Raw genomic sequence first — 19,129 nt, 5'->3', positions numbered from 1 at the left:
GGTCTCCGCTGAGGGAAACGGTGGAAAAGTCGCGGGGGGTTATATCAACACCCCCCTTGTCGCCCAATCCGCCGTGTGGTCCTCAGCGAGGACGGCGAGGTCCCTTGGAAGGTCCGCCGGACCGGCCGCCGCGCGGAGCCTGAGCGCTCCAGCGGGGCTTGGAGCCCGACTCCTTCTTCTTGCCCCAGTCCTGGAAGCCCTCGGACTTGCGACCGTCCGTGGGAGCGGCCCCTCGGGCGCCCGCGCGGACGACTCGCTCACGGGGAGCGCCACGGTCGTCGTAGGGGGCCCAGCTCTTCCCCTCGCCGCCTGCTCCCTTGGCGCCCCTGCCGCCGGGCTTCGCGCCGAAGCCGCGACCCCGAGGGCCAGCGCCCTCCGCGTCACGGGGCCCCCGAGACGGACGCCCCTCGGCGCGGCCGCGCGGAGCGGCCTTGTCGCCGAACGAACGACGCGCTGGGCCACCCGCGCTTCGCGCACCACCGAAGCGAGGACGTCCCTCTCCGCTGGACTCACCGCCCGCGGCACCGCCGAAGCGGGGACGGCTCATGCCACTGGATGCGCCACGGGACGCAGCGCCGCCGAAGCGAGGACGGCCTTCGCCGCTGGGCGCGCGATCGGAGCTCCCGCCACGGCCGAACCGGGCCTGGCCCGTACTACCCGCACCACGAGGACCCCGAGGACGATCCTCGCTCCCGGCGCCGAAGGACTTGCGAGCCGGGCGATCCTCGCCGGCACCGAAGGCCTTACGGGCCGGACGATCCTCGCCACCCGCGCCGAAGGACCGACGGGCCGGACGATCCTCGCCACCCGCGCCGAAGGACCGACGGGCAGGACGATCCTCGCCGGCACCAAAGGACTTGCGAGCCGGACGATCCTCGCCGGCGCCGAAGGACTTGCGAGCCGGACGATCCTCTCCACCCGCGCCGAAGGACTTGCGAGCCGGACGATCCGCTCCACCCGCGCTGAAGGACCGACGGGCAGGACGATTCTCGCCACCCGCACTCCACTCCTTACGGGCAGGACGTCCCGCGCTGCGGGCACCACCCTCGTCGTTGGAGCCCCACGTCTTGCGAGCCGGACGTCCCTCACCGCGGGCACCCTCGTCGCCGCCAGCGCCCCACGTCTTGCGTACGGGGCGGCCCTCGCCACCCGCGCTACGAGGACTGTCATCGCCGCCCCAGGACTTGCGAACCGGACGACCTTCGCCTCCGGCACCAAAGGACTTGCGAGCCGGACGGCCCTCATCACCGCCGAAAGACTTACGCGCCGGACGACCCTCGTCACCGCCGAAGGACTTGCGCGCCGGACGGCCCTCATCACCGCCGAAAGACTTACGCGCCGGACGACCCTCGTCACCGCCAAAGGGCTTGCGCGCCGGACGACCCTCGTCACTGCCGAAGGACCTACGCGCCGGGCGGCCCTCATCGCCGCCGAAGGACTTACGAGCCGGGCGATCCTCGCCACCGGCGCTGAATGCCCTACGGGCCGGACGGTCCTCACCACCCGCACCGAACGACTTACGAGCCGGACGCCCCTCGCCACCAGCGCTCCGAGCGCCACGAGGCCCCTCGTCACCGCCGAACGTCTTGCGCGCCGGGCGCCCCTCACCGCGAGCGCCCTCGCCCCACTCCTTCCGAGCAGGACGACCGAAGCGCGACGCACCACCTTCCGCACGCGGTCCACGCGAGCGCGGAGCATCCCCGCTCCCGAACTCCTTGCGAGCCGGACGACCCGCGCCCGCACGGTCCCGGCCGAAGCGCGCGAGCCCCGAGCCACCCTCACCCGCCGGCTTCCGCTCCGCACGGGCCGCGGGCTTGCGGCGCACCGGCGCCGCGTCATCGTCCATGGCCAGCTCGTCCTCGTCCGACTCATCGAAGCCCGGCGCCGCGCGACCATGGCGCCGAGGCGGCAGCCGCAGCTCCGACGACGGAGGCGACGCCTTCCCGTCGGCCACCTCGTTGAGCAGCTCGACCTCCGCCTTCTTCAGCGGACGCAGCTCACCCGGGCGCAAACCCTCCACGCCCACGCCCGCGTAGGCCGGACGGAACAGGCGCACCACCGGGTGCCCCACGGCGGCGCACAGCCGCTTGATGAGGTGCGGACGGCCCTCCGCCACGACGATCTTCAGCCACGTGTTCTTCTCGGCGGCCTCGAACACGCCCACCGACACCGGCGTGGCCATGCCGTCCTCCAGCCGCACGCCGCCGCGCAGCTTCTCCAGCGTCGGCACGTCGGGCTGGCCCTTCACCTTCGCCAGATATGTGCGAGGCACCTGGAAGCTCGGGTGCGTCAGCTTGTGCGCCAGCGCGCCATCATCCGTGAACAGCAGCGCTCCCTCGGCGTCGTAGTCCAGCCGGCCCACGGGGAACAGGCGCTTGCCCGTCTCCTCCACGTAGTTCGCCACCGTCGGGCGCCCCTGGGGGTCCGACAGCGTGGTCACCACGCCCACGGGCTTGTAGAGCAGGAAGTAGGACGATTCGTCCGGCGGCGTGACGAGCTTGCCGTCCACGGAGACCAGGTCCGTCCCCGGCTCCACCCGGCTTCCCAGCTCCGTCACCGTCGTGTTGTTCACCGCCACGCGGCCCGCGGTGATCAGCTCTTCTGCGTGCCGGCGCGAAGCAACTCCCGCGCGGGCCAGGTACTTCTGTAGTCGTTCGGCCGCCATTACTTCCCCTTCACTTGCTGCCCGTCACTCGGGCTTCTGCCCCTCGGTGCCCGTCTCGGGCTTGGGGGCTGTGTCCAGGACACTGGAGCTGGCCTTCTGTATCTGGTCAGCCGCCGCCATGGCTTCCTCCAGGTCCTCCAGCGCGGCCTCGCTCGCCGCCGCGCTCTTCTCCATCCGCTTCGTGAATCCCGGGTCGGAGAGTGCTTCCACCGTCCCCGCCGCTGCCGGTGCGGGTCGTACTTCTTTCTCCACGATTTCGCGATGCTCCTGCGTGAGCTCGTGGAATTCCCGCAGCGTGGGCAACGCCGACAGGTCCTTCAGGGCGAAGAACTCCAGGAATTCACGCGTAGTGCCATAGAGGATGGGTCGCCCCACCTCCTCGCGCTTGCCCAGGATCTTCACCAGCTTGCGGTCGATCAACGCCTTGAGCACGGCGCCGCAATCCACGCCGCGGATGTCCTCCAACTCCGGCCGCGTCACCGGCTGCCGGTACGCGATGATGGCCAGGGTCTCCACCGCCGCCCGGGTGAGCCGCTGGGGCTTCACGCGCAGGTAGCGCCGGACGTACTCGCCCGAGTGGGGGTCCGTGCGGAACTGCCAGCCGCCGGCCACCTCGTACAGGACGATGCCGCTGATGCCGTCCCGGTGGATGCCGGACAGCTGGTTGAGCGCCTCGGCGATGAGCGTCTGCTCGATGCCGGTCGCCTGGTACAGCTCGTCCACGGACAGGGGGCGCTCCGCCACGAAGAGCACGCTCTCGATGACCGTCCGGACGCGGTCCTGCGACAGCTTGCGGCTCTTGGAGACCAGCTTCTCGAAGGAGGTCTCCAGGTCGGGCGTGGACTCGGAGTCCTCCTCGATGGCCGCCGCTTCCACCTCGTCCAGCTCGTCCGCCGGGCCGGGGCCCGTGACGGCCGCCAGCTCCTCCTCGGAGAAGGGGCTCGGCCCTCCGGACGCGGCGGACTCCTCGCCGTCTCCGCCTCGGGAGCCTTTCCTACCGGTAGTCACTCTCGTCGACCTCCGTGGGGGCCAGCCGCTCCAGGGCATCCCCGTTGGGCAACAACAGGATGGGCCCGAGCGGCTCGTCCTGTACCACACGGATGAGCCGGCGTTTCACCATTTCCAGAATCGCCAGGAAGGTGACCACAATCTCCTGGCGGGTGGGCGTGTCCTCCTCGTTGAACAGGCTCTCGAAGAGGACCTGTCCCTGGGGACGCAGCCGCCCGACGATGCGCAGGATGGCCTCGGAGAGGGTGATCTTCTCCCGGACCACCTCGTGCTGGACCTTGGGCGTCAGCCGCTCCAGCACCCGGTCCAGCGCCTCGATGAGCTTGAGGACGCTGAACTCCTGCAGGCCCACCTCCTCCTCGGGGATGGGCACCGCCTCCACCGGGACGCTGCGCGCGAACACGTCCCGGCCCAGGATGTCCTGGCGGGCCATGTGCTCGGCGGCGTCCTTGTACTTCTGGTACTCGAGCAGCCGGCGGACCAGCTCCGCGCGGGGGTCCTCGGGCTCCTCCACCGCCGCCAGGGCCTCGCCGCCCTCGGGCACCGCCACCGCGTCCTGGCGGGGCAGCAGCATGCGGCTCTTCAGGTGGGCCAACGTGGACGCCATCACCAGGAACTCCCCGGCGATGTCCAGGTTGATCTCCCGCATCCGCTCCAGGTGCTCCAGGTACTTCTCGGTGATGAGCGCCAGGGGGATGTCGAAGATGTCGACCCGGTGCTCCTTGATGAGATGGAGCAGCAGGTCGAGCGGACCCTCGAAGTTGGGCAGCGCGACGCGGAAGGCGTCCGCCGGGGTCCGGGGCGGGGCGCCTTCGCCGAGGCCTTCATCGGCCGATGTCGGGCGGCCGTCACTCACCGGCGTGTTCCTGGCGGCCCTTCTGGCTGTCGGTGGCTGCTGGTCATCACGCAAGGGCCCGGATTCGCGTGATTCGAGCGCGAACCGGGGGACACACCTCCTTAACAGTGGGTCCCAGGTGGGTCAAACAAACGGCGGTAAACACCCGTTCAGGCCCGGAACCTCACGGGATGCCCACCGCGCGCCGGACCTTGTCCATCAGGACGGAGGCCTCCTGGCGGGCCCGCTGGGCGCCATCCTGGAGGATGCGCTCCAGCTCCGCCGGGTCGCCCGCCAGCTCGGCGTACCGCTGACGGGCCGGTCCGAAGGTCGTGTGGAAGGCCTCCAGGAGCTTCTTCTTGTACTCCCCGTAGCCCTTCCCTCCCGCCCTCCACGACGCGTCCACCTCCGCGAACTCGGACGCCGGCAGCATCAGCTTGAGCAAGTCGTAAAGCGGCACCTCGCTGACGAGCGACGCGTCCGCCGGCTTGCCCTCGGGCACCGGCTTGGGCGCCTCCACCGGCGTGGAGTCCGTCTTGATGGACATGATGCGCTTCTTGATCTCCTTCTCGTCCCCGAACATCTCGATGGTGTTCCCGTAGGACTTGGACATCTTCTTGCCGTCCACTCCGGGCACCGTCTGGGTGGCCTCCTGGATGCGAGCCTGGGGCAGCTTGAGGATGCCGGGCGCGTGGCCGCGCTCCTTGCCGTCCGGGTCCGCCGGATCGTAGCCCTTCACGTACTCGGTGTTGAACTTCACCGCCCAGTCACGGGCGAACTCCACGTGCTGGATCTGATCCTTGCCCACCGGGACGAAGTCCGTGCTGTAGAGCAGGATGTCCGCCGCCATCAGCACCGGGTAGGCGAAGAGGCCGAAGTCCGGGCTGATGCCCTTGGCCACCTTGTCCTTGTAGCTGTGGGCCCGCTCCAGGTGCGCGTGCGGCACCACGGTGCCCAGGATCCAGTTGAGCTCGAGCACCTCGCGCACATCGCTCTGGCGGAAGAGCACCGCCTTCTTCGGGTCCACCCCGAGCGCCAGGTACGCCAGCGCCGCCTCGCGGGTGAGCTCCAGCGCGAGCTTCGCGTCACGCACCGTGGTGAGCGCGTGCAGGTTGGCGATGAAGTAGTACGCCTCGCCCTCTTCCTGGAGCTGCACGAACTGGCGAATGGCGCCGAAGTAGTTGCCGATGTGCAGCTTGCCGGAGGACTGCACGCCTGAGAGGGTCCGCATGTCGGGTTCCGAGTCGGGAGTCAGCGCGCAGAGTCGTTTTCGCGCGTTTTGTGTTCTGCAGCGTCGAGGTGGTTCGCACACCCGCCGCGCCCCTGCAATCTTCCGTTCAGTCGCGGGCACTCCCCGGGCCTGACGCCCGCCCGCCGCGAGCCCTCGTGGAAAATTGCGGCGCGCATGGAAATCCTGAGTGATTCCAGGCGCTTGCGGTTGAGTGCCGGTGGGTGGAGCGGTACCCTGACCGCCACACCTGCGAGCAACCTCACCTCGGGAGGACAGACCGGCATGGAGTCATTCAAGGGAAGTCTCGCCAGCTATCGCCTGCAGATGGTGATGCCGCCGTTGTTCTCGACCGCGGGGGTGGAAGGCACCCTGCGCGTGGAGCGCGGAGCCATCCGGCGGTGTTTCCAGGTGAAGGACGGCTTCCTGGTGGGTGAGAGCTCGAATGACCCCCGCGAGCACCTGTCCCAGGTCCTGGTGAACCTGCGCATCCTGGATGCTCCCCGGGCCGCGGCGGCCTTCGAGGCGGCGGAGGGCGCGGGCACCCCCTATGGCACCTTCCTGGTGCAGCGCTGCTTCGTGGAGCTGCCCCGCCTCATCGAGGCGATGGAGCACAAGGCCCGCGAGGCCCTCTTCGACTGCTACGGCTGGGAGTCGGGCGAGGTGGAGTTCACCCCGAAGCTCCCGCCGTCCGCCCGCGCGGTGGGGTTGAAGCTCGCGCTGAACAGCCTGCACCGCGACGCGGTGACGCGGCTGCGCGAGTGGTCCGTGTTCCGCGAGGTCTTCCCGCACCTGGACGCCACCTTCAGGGTGTTCCGCGAGTTCGCCGTGGAGACCTTCTCCGAGGAGGAGGACAAGCTGCTGGAGCTGGCCGCGAGCGGCGCCACGCTGGGGGAGATGCTGGCCACGGCGAAGGAGGCCCCGCTGTTCGCCGCGCGGTGGATCCTCCACCTCTATCGCCGGGGCGCCCTGGCGCCGCGCCTGCCCAAGGGCCCCAGGCTGGGAGAGGCCGCGGAGCTGGCCGAGCTCCTGAACCTGGTGAAGCGCTTCCTGGAGTCGGGCAAGTACGACCACGCGGTGGCCCTGGCCGCGCAGATCCTCGAGCGAGGCCCCGTCCCCGAGGCCCACGCCCTGTACCGTGAGGCCGAGGTCCGCCTGACGCTGGCCCTGAGCGACGAGCTGTTCGCGCTGGATGGACGGCTCGTCTTCGAGCCCATCCCCCGCCCCACCCCGTCGCAGCTTACGGCAGATGACCTCTATCTGTACTCGAAGCTGCGAGGCAGCCGGAGCATCCGCCAGGCGCTGCGCACCGCGGCCATGGGCGAGCTGGCCGCGTCGCGTTCGGTGCACCGGCTGATGGCCTCCGGGCTCATTCACGTCGCGCCCCTGCCCGGCTCCGACGCCACCGCCGAGGCGCGCCGCACCAGCACGGACCCCTTCGGCGTCCCCGCGGTCAACGTGGGCTCCTGAAGCCAGAGCTCCCCCAGGTCCAGGACCACCGCGTCGAAGGGCTCCGCGCGCATCCGGGCGGAGCCTTCGTGCACCCCCACCCGCGCCCAGCCCCTGTTCCCGCGTCGGTACACCTCCAGGCGACACCGGGCCGGGTCGATGAGCCAGACATGCTCCACGCGGGCCTGGTGATACGCCTGCATCCGAGAGGAGAGCTCCCCGCTCCGTGACGAGAGCACCTCGCAGACCCAATCCGGCGCGGGTGTGAGCCAGGGTGCCTCAGGCTCGGGGGGCTCCGGCACCTCCGCCCGTCGCCAGGCCGCCAACGGGGGCACGACGACGCCCGACTCCAGGTGGAGCTCCGGCGTCTCCAGGAACCACCAGCCCCCCGGCCCGCTCCGGGCCCAGTCGAAGGGCCGCACGAGCAGCGCTCCCAGCCGATGCACCAGCGGATTCAGGTCCACCGCCGCGCGGGGCATGGGCGCGGGCCACAGCGCCTCGAGCGGCTCCGCCACCCACGGCAGGGGCGGCGTCTCGATGTCCTCATACGTCCTGGGCTTCGTTCCTCGGATGTCTCCCACGCCTGCCTCCGTCGATGGGACGCCCAGCGTCCCTCGCGTGACACCCCACCCCACAGGGTGTCAACCTGATACGTAGGCAGTCTAACGCCCGGTCTGACATGTCGGGTCCACCGACCCCACCGTCGCGGCTACGACCCCGTCTTGCGCTTCTTCTTGGGGGTGAACGCGTCGCTGCGCGGGTGGAACTCGTCGTAGACCGAGCGCAGCCGGGCGCTGTTCACGTGCGTGTAGATTTGCGTCGTGGCCAGGTCCGCGTGACCGAGCATCTGCTGCACGGCCCGCAGGTCCGCGCCGCGCTCCACCAGGTGCGTGGCGAACGAGTGCCGCAGCTTGTGCGGAGACAGCGGCTTGAGGATGCCCGCCTTCAGGGCGTAGCGCTTGATGAGCTTCCAGAACCCCTGCCGGGTGAAGCCTGAGCCCCGGGGCGTCACGAACAGCGCCCGCGCCTCACGCCGCCCGAGCATCGCCGGACGCGAGCCGGCCAGGTACTCGCGGACCTTCTCCACCGCCACGCGCCCCAACGGGACGACGCGCTCCTTGGCGCCCTTGCCCTTCGCGACCAGATACCCCGCGCTGAGCTGCACGTCGTTGACGCCCAGGCCGCACAGCTCGCTGACGCGCAGCCCCGTGGCGTAGAGCACCTCCAGCATCGCCCTGTCCCGAAGCCCCGCGGGAGAGCCCTCGTCCGGCGCGGCGAGCAGCTGCTCCACCTCCTCGAGCGTCAGGAACGAGGGCAGCTTGCGCGCCGAGCGCGGCGTGTCCACGTCCTCCGTCGGGTCCTTGTCCGCCAGCCGCTCGGCGACGAGGAAGCGGTGGAAGCCGCGCAGCGCGGCCAGGTGTCGCGCCTGGCTGCGCTTGCCCAGGCCGCCCTTCGTCAGCGCCGACAGGTGCGCCGTCACATCCTCCTGGCGCGCCCGCGTCACATCGTCGACGCCGCGCCCGCGCAGGTCCTCGAAGTACGCGGTGAGGTCCGCGGCGTAGGCATCCACCGTCTTGCCGGACAGCCCGCGCTCGGCGCGGATGAACGCGATGAACGCGTCGAGCAACCCTTCCATGGCCTTCAGGCTAGCGGAGCCTCGCGCCGAGGCAATCCAACGCCCCCAACTTCCCGGGCGCGCCCCTCAGCCATGGGGCCCGCCCGCCGCGCCCTCCGTCGTCGAGGCGCGCTCCAGCGCCTGCACCACCCACGGCCAGCCCACCAGGATGTTGCCCGGCGAGCGCAGGCAGGCATCCGCCACCGCCAGCACCTCCGCCGGCCGCGAGCGCACCGCCAGCGCCAGGTGCCGGCTCAGGAACGGGTGCGGCAGGTAGCTCAGGTTGTGATGGCGCACCGGCACCCAGTGCAACGTCGGGCGCCCCGTCCACCGCTCCACCGCGTACGCCACCGCCGACGCGAGCACCTCCAGCGCGTACAGCGGCAACCGGAACGCGCTCACCAGGAAGGCCACCAGCGCCGACGCCGCCACCGCGCCCGCGAACGACACGTTGGCCTGCCGGCTCCACACCAACATGGGCACCACGCTGGTGACGATGGCCGCCACCTGCACCCGCCACACCGACGGACCCCGCCCGCCGCTGATGCTCGCGATGCTGCCCACCGACAGCCCGGACACCATGCCCAGGCAGATGCCCACCGCCACCCCCGCCGCGCCCCCGAGCACCGGCCCGAAGGCCCCCGCCGCCGTCGCGTGCAACCCCACCAGCATGGACAGGCTCGCCAAGGAGCCCAACATCACCCCGGCCGCGAGCCCCGACACCTGCGCGAGGGCCAGACCCACCGCCGAACAACACAACGCGGACACCGCCCAGCCGCCGCGAAGTGGAATGCCGGCACAGTACAACCCCAGCCCCACCAGCCCCGTCACCAGCGGCGAGCCCACCACCAGCATCAACAACATCCGCCGGACGTAGAGCCCCGCGGCCCGGCCGCCATTGGCCTGCTCACGCCACAGCTGGCCGATGCGCCCCCCGGGCGCGAGGATTCCCGCCGCGCGGAGCCTGTAGTGCAGGTCCACCGGGCGGAACAACAGTAGCAATAGCAACCTCATCAGCGACGGAACCTGCTGCGGCATGTCCGTTCGCGTTGGCTCCGCGGCCCCTGATTCCACGGCGGCCCCCCTCTTGTTCGAGTTTCAGTCCTCCAGCCTACCCTTGCCCTGCCGGAGGATTTCAAGCGTGTCGCCGATGAGTGAAACCACTGTCGACGGTTCGTTCAATGTCACGCCTCCGTCGAGGATGAGCTCCAGGCCATGCCCGAACGCGTCCTTGATCTCCCGCGCGTCCGTGAGCGGCTCACCGTCCGTATTGCTCACCGACGTCGTCACCAGGGGGCGCCCCAGTGCACGCGTCAGCTCGCGCGCCAGGGGGGCATCCGGGACCCGGATGCCGACCTGCTTCTGCTTCGACATCATCAAATCGGGCACCAGCCGCGTCGCCTCGAGGATGAAGGTGAACGCACCTGGAGTGAGACCCTTCATCGTCCGATACGCGAAATTGCTGACGTGAGCGTAACGGGCGACGTCCGACAGGTCCGGGCAGAGGAAGGACAGGGGCTTCTTCTTGTCGCGTCCCTTGAGCTGGTAGAGCCGCTCGATGGCCTTCTTCGAGCCCAGGTCACAGCCCATGCCGTAGTACGTGTCCGTCGGGTAGGCGATGAGCCCGCCGCGCTCGAGCACCTCCACCGCGCGCTGGATGTGGCGCGGCGACGGGTGCTCCATGTCCACCTCGAGGATGGGTGCGGCCATGATTCGTGTGTCCCTCCTGCGTGCGGCCCAAAAGCCTACGCGGTTCCCTGTGCCTCGTCCGTCCTGACTTCGCCACTGGCCGTCAGTGCACGTCGCGTCAACACCGGGCCCACCAGCTCGTGCGCGGTGATCATCGCGACGATGAGCACCTCCACCTGGGGCCCGAAGGTCGGGAACGTGCGCGACACCAGCGCCGCCAGGCCGAACGTCACGCCCGCCTGCGAGATGAGCCCCATCCACAGGTACTCCTTCAGCCGCGGGTCATCCGTGGGGGCGAAGCGTCGACAGGCGAACCAGATGGCCAGCCCCCGGAGCACCACCAGGAGCAGCGCCGCCGGCCCCACCGTCATCAACGCGTCCAGCTTCAACCCCGCGCCCGCCGCCGCGAAGAAGAGCGCGAACACCGGCAGCCCCGCGCGCTGGATGGCGTGGTGGATGCGCTCCCCCTCGCGCTCGTCCAGGTTGGCGATGAGCGCGCCGGCCGCCAGCGACACCAGCAGCGGGGACAGGTGCAGCCGCGTGCCCCCCTCCGCCGCCGCGAAGGACAGTCCCACCAGAAACAGCGGCAGCTCCTGCTTCACTCCTCGCATGTAGAGGAGCATCACCACCGCGAGCACCCCGCCCACCACCACCGAGCCGAACAGCTCCCACCCCACCCCGCTCAACAGGCCCGTCACGTCCAGCCCGCCGCCGAAGCTCGCCCGCGTCACGCCGGCCGCCAGCGCGAACGCCACCATGACGAACAGGTCGCCGATGATGACCAGCGCCATCAGGAACTCCGTGAAGGAGCCCCGCGCGCTCGTCTCCTGGACGATGGCGATGGTCACCGTGGGCGAGAACGACACCACCACCGTGGACACCAGCGCACTCACCGCCAGCGCCTGCTGCCAGGACATCGGCGCCAGGAACGGCAGCAGCGGCTTGAGCGCGAAGGTCGCCCCGAAGCACACGGCGAACGTCACGCCGCACACCGCGGCGCACAGGAGCGCCACCCTCGCGCCCACGCGGCGGATGAGCCCCAGCCGCAGCTCCGTGCCGGCCACCAGCGCGATGAGGCTCACCGCGAGCCCCTTCACCAGGTCCAACCCCTTGACGCCCTCGCCCGGGATGAAGCCCAACGCGTACGGCCCCACCGCCACGCCCACCAGCAGGTAGCCCGTGAGCCGGGGCAGCCCCAGCCCCTTGGCCACCTTGCCCGCGAACAGGCCGCACAAGAGCAGCGCGCCGGCCGCCAGCGTCACCGGCGTGCCCGCGTCCTCGCGCAGCACCTGGGCGCGGCTGATGATGGCCAGCAGCCCCACCAGGAGCAGCAACCGCAGCACCGCGCCCCTCATGTGGCCACCCCCACGCTCGCGGACTCCGGAGGCTCACGCGGCGGCGGTGGCGAGAGGACCTGGCGGAACGCCGGTCCCGCAAGCAGCTCGTTCACCACCGCGCCCACCACCACCACGTCCAACACCCGGCGCGCCAATGTGCCCGGCACCAGGAACTCGTATTCGGCCACCAGGCACAGCGCGAGCCCGCCCTGCGCGATGAGCGCGTAGCCCACCCGGGGCGGCAGCTCCAACACGCCCCGCGCCAGCCGCTGCGCCATCCGTCCCCCCACCACCTTTCCCAGGAACCGCAGCCCCACGAAGCCCGGCACCAGCGCCCAGGCCGCCCAGTCGCGCGTGTACAGCCCGCTGCCCACGAGGAACACCACCACCAGGAACACCGGCCGCTCCACCCGCCCCAGCGCGCGCGCCACCCGCTCCACCGTGCGCCCGCCCACCAGCGCCAGCGTCGCCCCACACGCCACGCCCGCCAGCAGCGCCGACACCCGCAGGTACGCCGCCGCGCCGCCCACGAGCGCCACCATGCCCAACGTCACCGTGGTCAGCTCCGCCGGGTCCTTCATCGCCCGCGTCAGGAACGCCAGCAACGCGCCGCACAGGACGCCCAGCAGCATGGCCAGACACACCAGCCCCAGCCCCTCCCCCGCGTTGGAGCCCGCGCCCAGCACCAGCGCCACCGCCAGCACCGCCAGCCCCAGCGCGTCGTCGAGCATCGTCAGCAGCGCCACGCCCAGCCCCCGCGCCCGGTCCATCCGCCCGCCCCGGTACGCCAGCACCGCGAAGTGTCCGGAGGACAGGCTCGCCGCCGCGCCCAGGAGCGACGCCGCCCCCACCGCCGCCACCACGGACGGCCGCGATGTCAGCATCAGGGGCACCACCAGCGGCACCGCCACGAACAGGAACGCCGTGCCCGAGTGCGCCAGCGCCGCCGCGTACACCGGCCGGGGCAACAGCCGCAGCAGCCGGGGCTCCAGGTTCAACCCCAGGATGACGCCCGCGGTGCCCAGCCCCAGCGCCATCACCGGGCGCATCAACTGGACGTCCTCCGCGGACAGCACCCCCGCCGCCGAGGGCCCCAACACCACGCCGAACAACAGGAACAGGAATCCCCCCGCCGCCAGCCGCGCCAGCGCGGGGAAACGCCCCGGGTCCAACGCCGGACTCGATGCGAGCAGGGAGAGCGCCGCGATGGCGAGGAAGACGAGCAGCGCTTGCACGGGGCTTGCTTACACCGGCCACGCCCCGCTCGTCACGAGCGCCGGTGGGTGGGGGCGGCGATCACCGGCAGGGCCACCAGCCGACCCATCGGGGGATCATCCGCGTCCATCTCCAACTGGACACGTTGGATCATCCGCTCCATCTCCTCGGCTGACACGCCGGGGAGGGTGCTCACCAACAACACCCGGTCCTCGTCCGCTCCGAGGGCCAGACTGCGAAGCCCCGCGAACACGGGGACTTCGGCGGACAGCGCCGCGGCCGCGCTGCGAGCTCGGACCACCAGCGGCTCCGGGATTCCAAACTCCCGGAGCCGACGGATGGCTCGCTCGGTGCCTTCCACCTGCTCGAGGAACGTGATGACCAGGTACACGCGGGCCGTCTTACCGGGTCCGCGTGCCGTTGGCCACGCTACTCGTTCTGGCCGGGGCCCGCCGTCTCACCGGAAGGAGCCGCCGGAGGCGTGGAGCCCTCCTGCTGCGGCGCGGAGCCCTCCGGCGTCGCCGCCATCGCGGCCCGGGCCGCGCGCTTGCCCTCCTCGATGAGCTTCTTCACCTTCTGCCCACCCTTGCGGCCAATCTCCTCGTAGAAGTTCGGCCCTCGGGTGGCCTTGACCCGGTCGCCACCCTTCTTGCCGATCTCCTCGTAGAACTTGGCGCCGCGCTCGGCCTTCACCGTCTCGCCGCCCTTGCGGCCAATCTCCTCGTAGAACGAGCGACCTCGCTCCGCCTTCACCGTCGCTCCGCCCTTGCGACCGATGGTCTCGTAGAACTCGCGACCTCGCTCGTTCCGGACCGTCTCGCCACCCTTACGGCCCGCCTCGGCCACCGTCATGCTGCCCTTGTTGTCCTTGTCCGACATTGCGCCCTCTCCTCTCTTGGCTGCCTGCCCCCATCCCTCACCGCGATTGCCCCTTGCCTGAAACCTTGGGACGGAAGCGCCCCGATGCAAGCAAGCTCCGTACACCGCCAGCCGTTCTCGCCTGACCCACCACACCAAAACCCCAATGATTCCGGTGGGTTCGTCAAGCTCGCCCTGCTTACTTTCCCGGCGGAGGCATGCCCGGCAGGACGCTCTCTTGTTGAAAACAATTCCCTCCGCATTGCCGATTCCCGAACCGACACTCACTTTCATGCCCGCGGCGCGCGTTCTCGTGCCGCGGGGAGGCGTTGCGTGGCGCAGGGTGCGAAGACATGGCTTCGGGTCCTGGCCCCGATGCTCGTGTCCGTGGGTGGACTGTTGACGCTCCGGCTCCTGGGGCCGGACTTCATCGACCAGCGACATCTCTCGGATCTGCTGGCCCCACTGGGTGATGCGGCGCCTTTGGCATACATCGCCTTCCTCGCCGTACGTCCCCTGACGTTGCTGCCCGGGCAGCTCATGACCGCCGTGGGCGGGATGATGTTCGGGACGCTCGCAGCGACCCTCTATTCACTAACGGGCAGCTTCCTGGCCGCCATGTTGCTCTTCGTGCTGGCACGCAAGCTGGGGACCCGGCCGATGAAGCGCCTGGCCGGCGGCAAGTACCCGGCGCTCGTGCGCGCGGCGAAGCGCAACGATTTCCTCTTCTCGTTCACCATGTGCATCAACCCGCTGTGCCCCACCGACGTGATGCTGGCCGCGGCCGCCGCCAGTGGCGCGCGGTTCTGGCCCTCGGTGGCCGGCGTGATGCTCGGCACCATTCCCGGCACCTTCCTCACCGCGCAGTTCGGCAGCGGGCTGGCCCAGGGACGCACGGTGATGACCGCGGTGTCCGCCGCGGGCCTGGTCCTGTCGTTGGTGTTGGGCGTGTTCATCGGCCGTCGCTTCTACAAGGAGCTCAATGAGGCTCCGGAAGTCCCTTCACCGCCATCTGATGCGCGAGGGGATTCGACGGTTCCCGAGCTGCGGAGCGCGACGGCCGCGGCGGTGCCTGCCGCTCAGGCCAAGAGCAGCGGCGTCCCTGCCACGTATTGAGTGGAGGCGCGCGCGGGCGCGGACACCCGCGCGGCCCCGGAGGTTCCCTCCGACCTCAGTCCCAGCGGCTGGTGAGCTTCACGGACCACGAGCGGAGCGTGCCACTGCCCTGCCCCGTGGGGTTGGAGATGCGCAGGAGCCACTTGCCGTTGATGGTGCCGTCGCGCGGGATGCCCCGCGTCACGGGGATGCGCGCCGGGGGCACGCCCTCGTTGGGGCCGTCCCACAGCAGGGCCGTCTCACCACCCGGGTCCTCGAGCGTCAGCACCAGCTTCGACGGCTGGGCGTGCACCAGGTCCAGCTCCACGGTGATGTCCTCAGGCACGGTCGCGAGCCCCACCACGCCCACCGTGGACACCCAGGGCGTCGTCGTCGAGGCCGGCAGCGACAGGTCCGCGTGGTTCGTGAACGTGCCCGCCATCCACGACGGACGGCAGAGCCCGTCCTCCGCGCCGGACTGGGGCCCCGAGCACGTCAGGCCCGCGGCACACGGACGCAGCACGGAGCAGCTGTCGCCGTCGCCCGGCACGTACGCCGTGTTGCGGCAGCGGCCGTAGGCGATGGGACCGCCGAAGGCCAAGCCCGTGCACGACAGGCCCGCCTGACACGTGTTCGGCCCGGTGCACGGGTCACCTTCCGGCGCGAGCGCGACGTGGTTCTTCAGCGCCTGCAGCCCCGCGCCATCCATGAACGGCAGGCGGGACAGCTCCACCAGGTGGTCGATGCGGCGCGCGTCGATGACGGCCTGCGCCTGGGCCGCGCTCAGGCCCACGGTGCCCTGCAGGACGTTGAGAGGCGCCGAGTTCGCGGCGGCGAGGACCCGGCGGGCCTCGGCGAGGTTGAACGCGATGCCGTGGAAGATGCCGACCTGCTCGTCCAGCGGCATCTCCACGCGGCCGGTGCCCCGGACATAGGCCTCCAGCGCCTCCAGCGCGGCCGGGCCCACCTGCGGAACCGCGTCCACCTGGGCGATGGAGACGAAGTGGCGATCATCCGCCGTGGACTCGATGCCGTCCGGCCCGTTGCGGTACGCGACCAGGCTCTGCGCGGTGAGCGCGTTGAGCGGCACCTCGTTGTCCAGCACGGCCACCGTCGTCGAGCGGCTGTTGAGGAACGCCAGCACGCCCGTGGACGCCGGAGTCCCCGTCATCAGGGCCTGCGCGCGCGTCATCAGCACCGCGGCGGGCTTCTCGTCGGCGGGGGTTCCACAGCCCAACAGCATGGGAAGAATGGAAAGCGGTAGATACCGCATCAAGTTGAAGGTCATGGGAACCGTGTACATCAGGTGTCCGACGTAATCTTCAACAGAGACGTCACGAGTCGCCGGTCACGGCCCCTTCAGGTCGGCTTCAGCCTGGCGGCGCAGAAGAAGGCGCCCGCGGCGGCGGTGAAGGTGGTGGCGGCAATCCACCCGTTCGCGGGGAGCTGGAACAGGGCCATGGCCGCTCCGACTCCGGCCAGCGTCAGGAAGACGCGTCGCGCGCGGGCCCGGCCTCCGCGCCGACGGCCCGCGGTCACCGAGTAGAAGAAGGCCGCCGCGCCCGCGACGAACTGGGCGAACAGCAATCGGTAGGCCGAGTTCCGCACGAGCTCCTCATGGAGCTCCATGAGGGTGGGCGGCGCCGGGGGCTCGCCGGACAGGGCCCGGAGCGTCGCGTTGAAGCGGACGAAGAGCGCGTTCTCCGAGCCCATGGTCAGGAGGAAGAGCTGGACGAGGATGACCCCGAACAACGTCACGAGGAGGATGAGCCAGGGGACCGCGAAGCGCTGCCGTTGCCATTGGCGCAGGGCGTCGAGTTCCTCGGGTGTCAGCGTGAGCGCATCGGGGTAGCCCAGGCTCAGCAGCGCCTGGGTGGCGGCGATGGTCGACGGCATCGTCGGCGTGCCGAGCCCCGCCAGGGCATGTGTCTCCAGGTAGGAGCGCACCAGCGTCGCGCTGCGCTGGGGGTCGGGCGCGGAGGGCAACTGGAGCAGCAGCGTGTTGATGTTCTCGGCCAGAAGTCCTCGCTCCTCCTCCGAGGCGCCTTGCGCCCGACGGACCAGGGCTGCGAGGCGCTCGGTCGCGGAGTCCTCCGCGCCAGGTCCGGACACCGCCACTCGCTGAAGCTCACCCACCGTGCTCCTCCCGCGCCCCGGTTGCGGCAGGGCGGGAGGCATCGTAGCCAGCCGCCCCCACATTTCGAAATGGCGGCTCAGGAATGGAGGATGGGCTCCAGTTGGGCGGCGATGCGCGGGGGCATGCGCTCTCCGGGGCCCACGCCTGTCGGCCGCATCACCGCGCGGGCCCGGTCCTCGCCGTGGCGCAGGCGCATGCGAATCATCTCCGGGGAGAAGTCGAGCGTATCGCCCATGGGCGCGGTGGGGTCGATGACGGTGATGCGGCAATAGACATACGGCTTGCCGTCCGGGGCGCGGAGCGACGTCCCCTGCTCATGGGCCTGTCTCACCATGTCATTGATGCGCACGAAGACATCCACGTCGTTCATCAGGATTTCGTTGAGGGTGATGTCCGTGAGGCTCCGACGGGCCACGTCCAGGATGTTGGCGGGATGGCGGACGGGCTCCAGTCGCGAGGAAGAACAGGCGATGACGACGATCTCCGTGGGCGAGTACCCGAGCGCGTCGCCCAGCGGCGTCACGTTGCGCAGGCCTCCGTCGACGATGGCCTGGGGACCGATGGGCTCCCAGATGACGGGCATGGTCGCGCTCTGCCAGACGGCGGAGAGGAAGTCGCTCGCGTCGCTCGACACCAGCTCGTATTGCCCCGAGGTGAGCGACACGCGGCCCACGTGGGCGGGGATGGCGAAGGGCCTTCCGGCGAGGTTGCGCTCGACCAGATCTCTCAAGGGCGTGTTGTCATAGATGCCCAGCTTGTTGAGCAGGCCGATGCGCAGGGCGACGACGAGCCAGGGGAATCTCCGGTACACGTCCGACTCGCGGAGGTTCATCCAGAGGTCCGTCAGGCGCTCGTACTCGCGCTGGGCGATGACGGCGCCGTTCAGCGCGCCCACGGAGACGCCGAAGACGCGCTCCCAGCGGAAGCCATGCACCTCACGCAGCACCCGCTCGGCGCCCACCTGGAAGGCGCCCTTGCCTCCACCACCAGACAGCACGAGCGTCGCGGGACGGTCCGACATGGGGCTACCTCGCTGGGGACGGTGGGAAGCGGGAGATAGGCAGGCTGGCGGAGGCCCGGTATCGCCCGAGGGCCCAGGCCCGCTGTCCTCCCCTGGGCCCTTCCCGCGTCGACTCAGCCTTCGGCGGCCCGCACCGCGCGCATGAAGCGCTGGAGCTTGTCGGCGTCGAGCGCCCCCGAAGTCCTCAGTCCGCTGCACACGTCCAGGCCGAACGGTCCCACGGATTGAATCGCCTCCGCCACGTTCTCGGGCTTGAGGCCCCCGGCCAGGAAGACAGGGACGGCGACCGCCTCACGGATGCGCCGGCTGAGGGACCAGTCGTGCACGCGGCCGGTGCCACCCAGCTCCTTCACCGCGAGGGACGGGTTGCCGGAGTCGAGCAGCAAGGCATCCACCTCGCGAGCGACGGCACAAGCCTCCTCCACGGACGCGGCATCGACCACGTGGACCACCTGCACCAGCTTCACAGCGGGCAGCGCCGCGCGCAGCCGCCGCAGTGTCTCCACCGGAAGGCTGTCGACGAACTGCACGGTGTTCACGCGGGTGCGACGGACCTGGGAGATGAGCTGCTCGGCGTCCTCTTCACAGGTCAGCAGGAAGGTGGAGACACCGGGAGGTGTGGTGACGGCGAGCTCGGTGATGAGCGATTCATCGATGACACCGGGACCGCTGGGCATCCTGGAGACGAGCCCCAGTGCATCGGCGCCCCCACTCCACCGCGAGTCTCGCCTCCGCGCGTGACGAGATGCAGCACACCTTCACCCGGACATGTCGCACCGGTTGCATCGGATTCCTCCATCCTTCGAGCGGGCCTGAGCCAGCACGACGACATAGGTAACGAGAGGGAGCCGCGAAAGGAGAAGTCCATCGGCCGGGCACCTTGCCGCTGCACGCGCCGCTTCGGTGCCTTCCGTCGCCTGTCGAGGCCCACCTCGAAGCTCGTCGGATGCGGTCTTCGTCGAGTCACGAGCGCTCGG

The 19,129-nt window shown here is 70.4% G+C and carries 18 protein-coding genes; 2 read left to right on the top strand and 16 right to left on the bottom strand.

From position 1 onward, the window contains the following. Positions 1 to 82 precede the first annotated feature (82 nt). The 4 genes from K8625_RS16875 to trpS form a co-directional block, all read right to left on the bottom strand. Positions 83 to 2,665, bottom strand: a complete 2,583-nt coding sequence (locus K8625_RS16875; RefSeq protein ID WP_223783285.1) for a pseudouridine synthase — start codon at positions 2,663 to 2,665, stop codon at positions 83 to 85. A 24-nt stretch (positions 2,666 to 2,689) separates the two neighbouring features. Beyond that, positions 2,690 to 3,673 (bottom strand): SMC-Scp complex subunit ScpB, encoded by a 984-nt coding sequence (gene scpB / locus K8625_RS16870; protein ID WP_223748610.1) that lies wholly within the window; start codon positions 3,671 to 3,673, stop codon positions 2,690 to 2,692. Continuing rightward, positions 3,660 to 4,529 (bottom strand): segregation/condensation protein A, encoded by an 870-nt coding sequence (locus tag K8625_RS16865; RefSeq protein WP_223748611.1) that lies wholly within the window; start codon positions 4,527 to 4,529, stop codon positions 3,660 to 3,662. The genes scpB and K8625_RS16865 overlap by 14 nt, the downstream gene beginning before the upstream one ends. A gap of 163 nt (positions 4,530 to 4,692) precedes the next feature. Beyond that, positions 4,693 to 5,739, bottom strand: coding sequence for a tryptophan--tRNA ligase (trpS, locus tag K8625_RS16860; RefSeq protein ID WP_223748612.1), 1,047 nt, complete (start codon positions 5,737 to 5,739; stop codon positions 4,693 to 4,695). Between the two features lie 282 nt (positions 5,740 to 6,021). Between trpS and K8625_RS16855 the strand changes: the two genes are divergently transcribed. Further along, positions 6,022 to 7,206 carry a DUF4388 domain-containing protein gene (locus K8625_RS16855; RefSeq protein WP_223783284.1) on the top strand — a complete coding sequence of 395 codons (1,185 nt, stop codon included), beginning with the start codon at positions 6,022 to 6,024 and terminating at the stop codon, positions 7,204 to 7,206. Here K8625_RS16855 and K8625_RS16850 read toward each other — a convergent pair. The 8 genes from K8625_RS16850 to K8625_RS16815 all read right to left on the bottom strand — a co-directional run bounded on the left by K8625_RS16850 (position 7,110) and on the right by K8625_RS16815 (position 13,920). Further along, on the bottom strand, positions 7,110 to 7,766 hold the full coding sequence (locus tag K8625_RS16850) for a Uma2 family endonuclease (protein ID WP_223783283.1): 657 nt from the start codon (positions 7,764 to 7,766) through the stop codon (positions 7,110 to 7,112). The genes K8625_RS16855 and K8625_RS16850 overlap by 97 nt on opposite strands. Positions 7,767 to 7,894: 128 nt before the next feature. After that, positions 7,895 to 8,821, bottom strand: a complete 927-nt coding sequence (gene xerD, locus K8625_RS16845) for a site-specific tyrosine recombinase XerD (RefSeq protein WP_223748615.1) — start codon at positions 8,819 to 8,821, stop codon at positions 7,895 to 7,897. A gap of 66 nt (positions 8,822 to 8,887) precedes the next feature. Continuing rightward, positions 8,888 to 9,838: a hypothetical protein gene (locus tag K8625_RS16840; RefSeq protein WP_223748616.1), complete on the bottom strand. Its 951-nt coding sequence runs from the start codon at positions 9,836 to 9,838 to the stop codon at positions 8,888 to 8,890. A 60-nt stretch (positions 9,839 to 9,898) separates the two neighbouring features. After that, a complete protein-coding gene (locus K8625_RS16835; protein WP_223748617.1) occupies positions 9,899 to 10,510 on the bottom strand; it encodes an L-threonylcarbamoyladenylate synthase in 612 nt (203 codons plus the stop codon). Positions 10,511 to 10,545: 35 nt separating this feature from the next. Then, positions 10,546 to 11,844 (bottom strand): cation:proton antiporter, encoded by a 1,299-nt coding sequence (locus K8625_RS16830; protein WP_223748618.1) that lies wholly within the window; start codon positions 11,842 to 11,844, stop codon positions 10,546 to 10,548. Continuing rightward, positions 11,841 to 13,061 (bottom strand): sodium:proton exchanger, encoded by a 1,221-nt coding sequence (locus tag K8625_RS16825; RefSeq protein ID WP_223748619.1) that lies wholly within the window; start codon positions 13,059 to 13,061, stop codon positions 11,841 to 11,843. Before K8625_RS16825 ends, K8625_RS16830 begins: the two co-directional genes overlap by 4 nt. 32 nt (positions 13,062 to 13,093) lie before the next feature. Next, the gene (locus K8625_RS16820; protein ID WP_046713755.1) at positions 13,094 to 13,432 is read right to left on the bottom strand and encodes a hypothetical protein; all 339 of its coding nucleotides are present in this window, start codon (positions 13,430 to 13,432) and stop codon (positions 13,094 to 13,096) included. Positions 13,433 to 13,470: 38 nt separating this feature from the next. Next, entirely contained in the window at positions 13,471 to 13,920 is a 450-nt protein-coding gene (locus K8625_RS16815; protein ID WP_141324348.1) for a general stress protein, read from the bottom strand. A gap of 354 nt (positions 13,921 to 14,274) precedes the next feature. On the opposite strand from K8625_RS16815, the gene K8625_RS16810 reads away from it, so the two are divergent. Continuing rightward, positions 14,275 to 15,015 carry a TVP38/TMEM64 family protein gene (locus K8625_RS16810; protein ID WP_255653314.1) on the top strand — a complete coding sequence of 247 codons (741 nt, stop codon included), beginning with the start codon at positions 14,275 to 14,277 and terminating at the stop codon, positions 15,013 to 15,015. Positions 15,016 to 15,070: 55 nt separating this feature from the next. Here K8625_RS16810 and K8625_RS16805 read toward each other — a convergent pair whose 3' ends face one another. The 4 genes from K8625_RS16805 to K8625_RS16790 form a co-directional block, all read right to left on the bottom strand. Beyond that, entirely contained in the window at positions 15,071 to 16,237 is a 1,167-nt protein-coding gene (locus K8625_RS16805) for a proprotein convertase P-domain-containing protein (protein WP_223783282.1), read from the bottom strand. A 116-nt stretch (positions 16,238 to 16,353) separates the two neighbouring features. Continuing rightward, positions 16,354 to 17,130: a hypothetical protein gene (locus K8625_RS16800; RefSeq protein WP_223783281.1), complete on the bottom strand. Its 777-nt coding sequence runs from the start codon at positions 17,128 to 17,130 to the stop codon at positions 16,354 to 16,356. 77 nt (positions 17,131 to 17,207) lie between these two features. Then, positions 17,208 to 18,152, bottom strand: coding sequence for a patatin-like phospholipase family protein (locus K8625_RS16795; protein ID WP_223783280.1), 945 nt, complete (start codon positions 18,150 to 18,152; stop codon positions 17,208 to 17,210). A gap of 113 nt (positions 18,153 to 18,265) precedes the next feature. Further along, complete coding sequence (locus K8625_RS16790) at positions 18,266 to 18,829, bottom strand: phosphoribosylanthranilate isomerase (protein WP_223783279.1); 564 nt, start codon at positions 18,827 to 18,829, stop codon at positions 18,266 to 18,268. Between the last annotated feature and the right edge of the window lie 300 nt (positions 18,830 to 19,129).

Origin of the sequence: Myxococcus sp. AS-1-15 (genome assembly GCF_020037055.1) — a bacterium.
Classification (GTDB): Bacteria; Myxococcota; Myxococcia; order Myxococcales; family Myxococcaceae; genus Myxococcus; species Myxococcus fulvus.
This window is presented reverse-complemented; position numbering and strand designations above follow the sequence as displayed.

Coding starts and splice junctions, on each gene's coding strand:
- K8625_RS16875 (WP_223783285.1), bottom strand. CDS start 2,665: ATGGCGGCCGAACGACTACAGAAGTACCTGGCCCGCGCGGGAGTTGCT.
- trpS (WP_223748612.1), bottom strand. CDS start 5,739: ATGCGGACCCTCTCAGGCGTGCAGTCCTCCGGCAAGCTGCACATCGGC.
- K8625_RS16855 (WP_223783284.1), top strand. CDS start 6,022: ATGGAGTCATTCAAGGGAAGTCTCGCCAGCTATCGCCTGCAGATGGTG.
- xerD (WP_223748615.1), bottom strand. CDS start 8,821: ATGGAAGGGTTGCTCGACGCGTTCATCGCGTTCATCCGCGCCGAGCGC.
- K8625_RS16840 (WP_223748616.1), bottom strand. CDS start 9,838: ATGCCGCAGCAGGTTCCGTCGCTGATGAGGTTGCTATTGCTACTGTTG.
- K8625_RS16835 (WP_223748617.1), bottom strand. CDS start 10,510: ATGGCCGCACCCATCCTCGAGGTGGACATGGAGCACCCGTCGCCGCGC.
- K8625_RS16830 (WP_223748618.1), bottom strand. CDS start 11,844: ATGAGGGGCGCGGTGCTGCGGTTGCTGCTCCTGGTGGGGCTGCTGGCC.
- K8625_RS16815 (WP_141324348.1), bottom strand. CDS start 13,920: ATGTCGGACAAGGACAACAAGGGCAGCATGACGGTGGCCGAGGCGGGC.
- K8625_RS16810 (WP_255653314.1), top strand. CDS start 14,275: ATGCTCGTGTCCGTGGGTGGACTGTTGACGCTCCGGCTCCTGGGGCCG.
- K8625_RS16805 (WP_223783282.1), bottom strand. CDS start 16,237: ATGCTGTTGGGCTGTGGAACCCCCGCCGACGAGAAGCCCGCCGCGGTG.
- K8625_RS16795 (WP_223783280.1), bottom strand. CDS start 18,152: ATGTCGGACCGTCCCGCGACGCTCGTGCTGTCTGGTGGTGGAGGCAAG.
- K8625_RS16790 (WP_223783279.1), bottom strand. CDS start 18,829: ATGCCCAGCGGTCCCGGTGTCATCGATGAATCGCTCATCACCGAGCTC.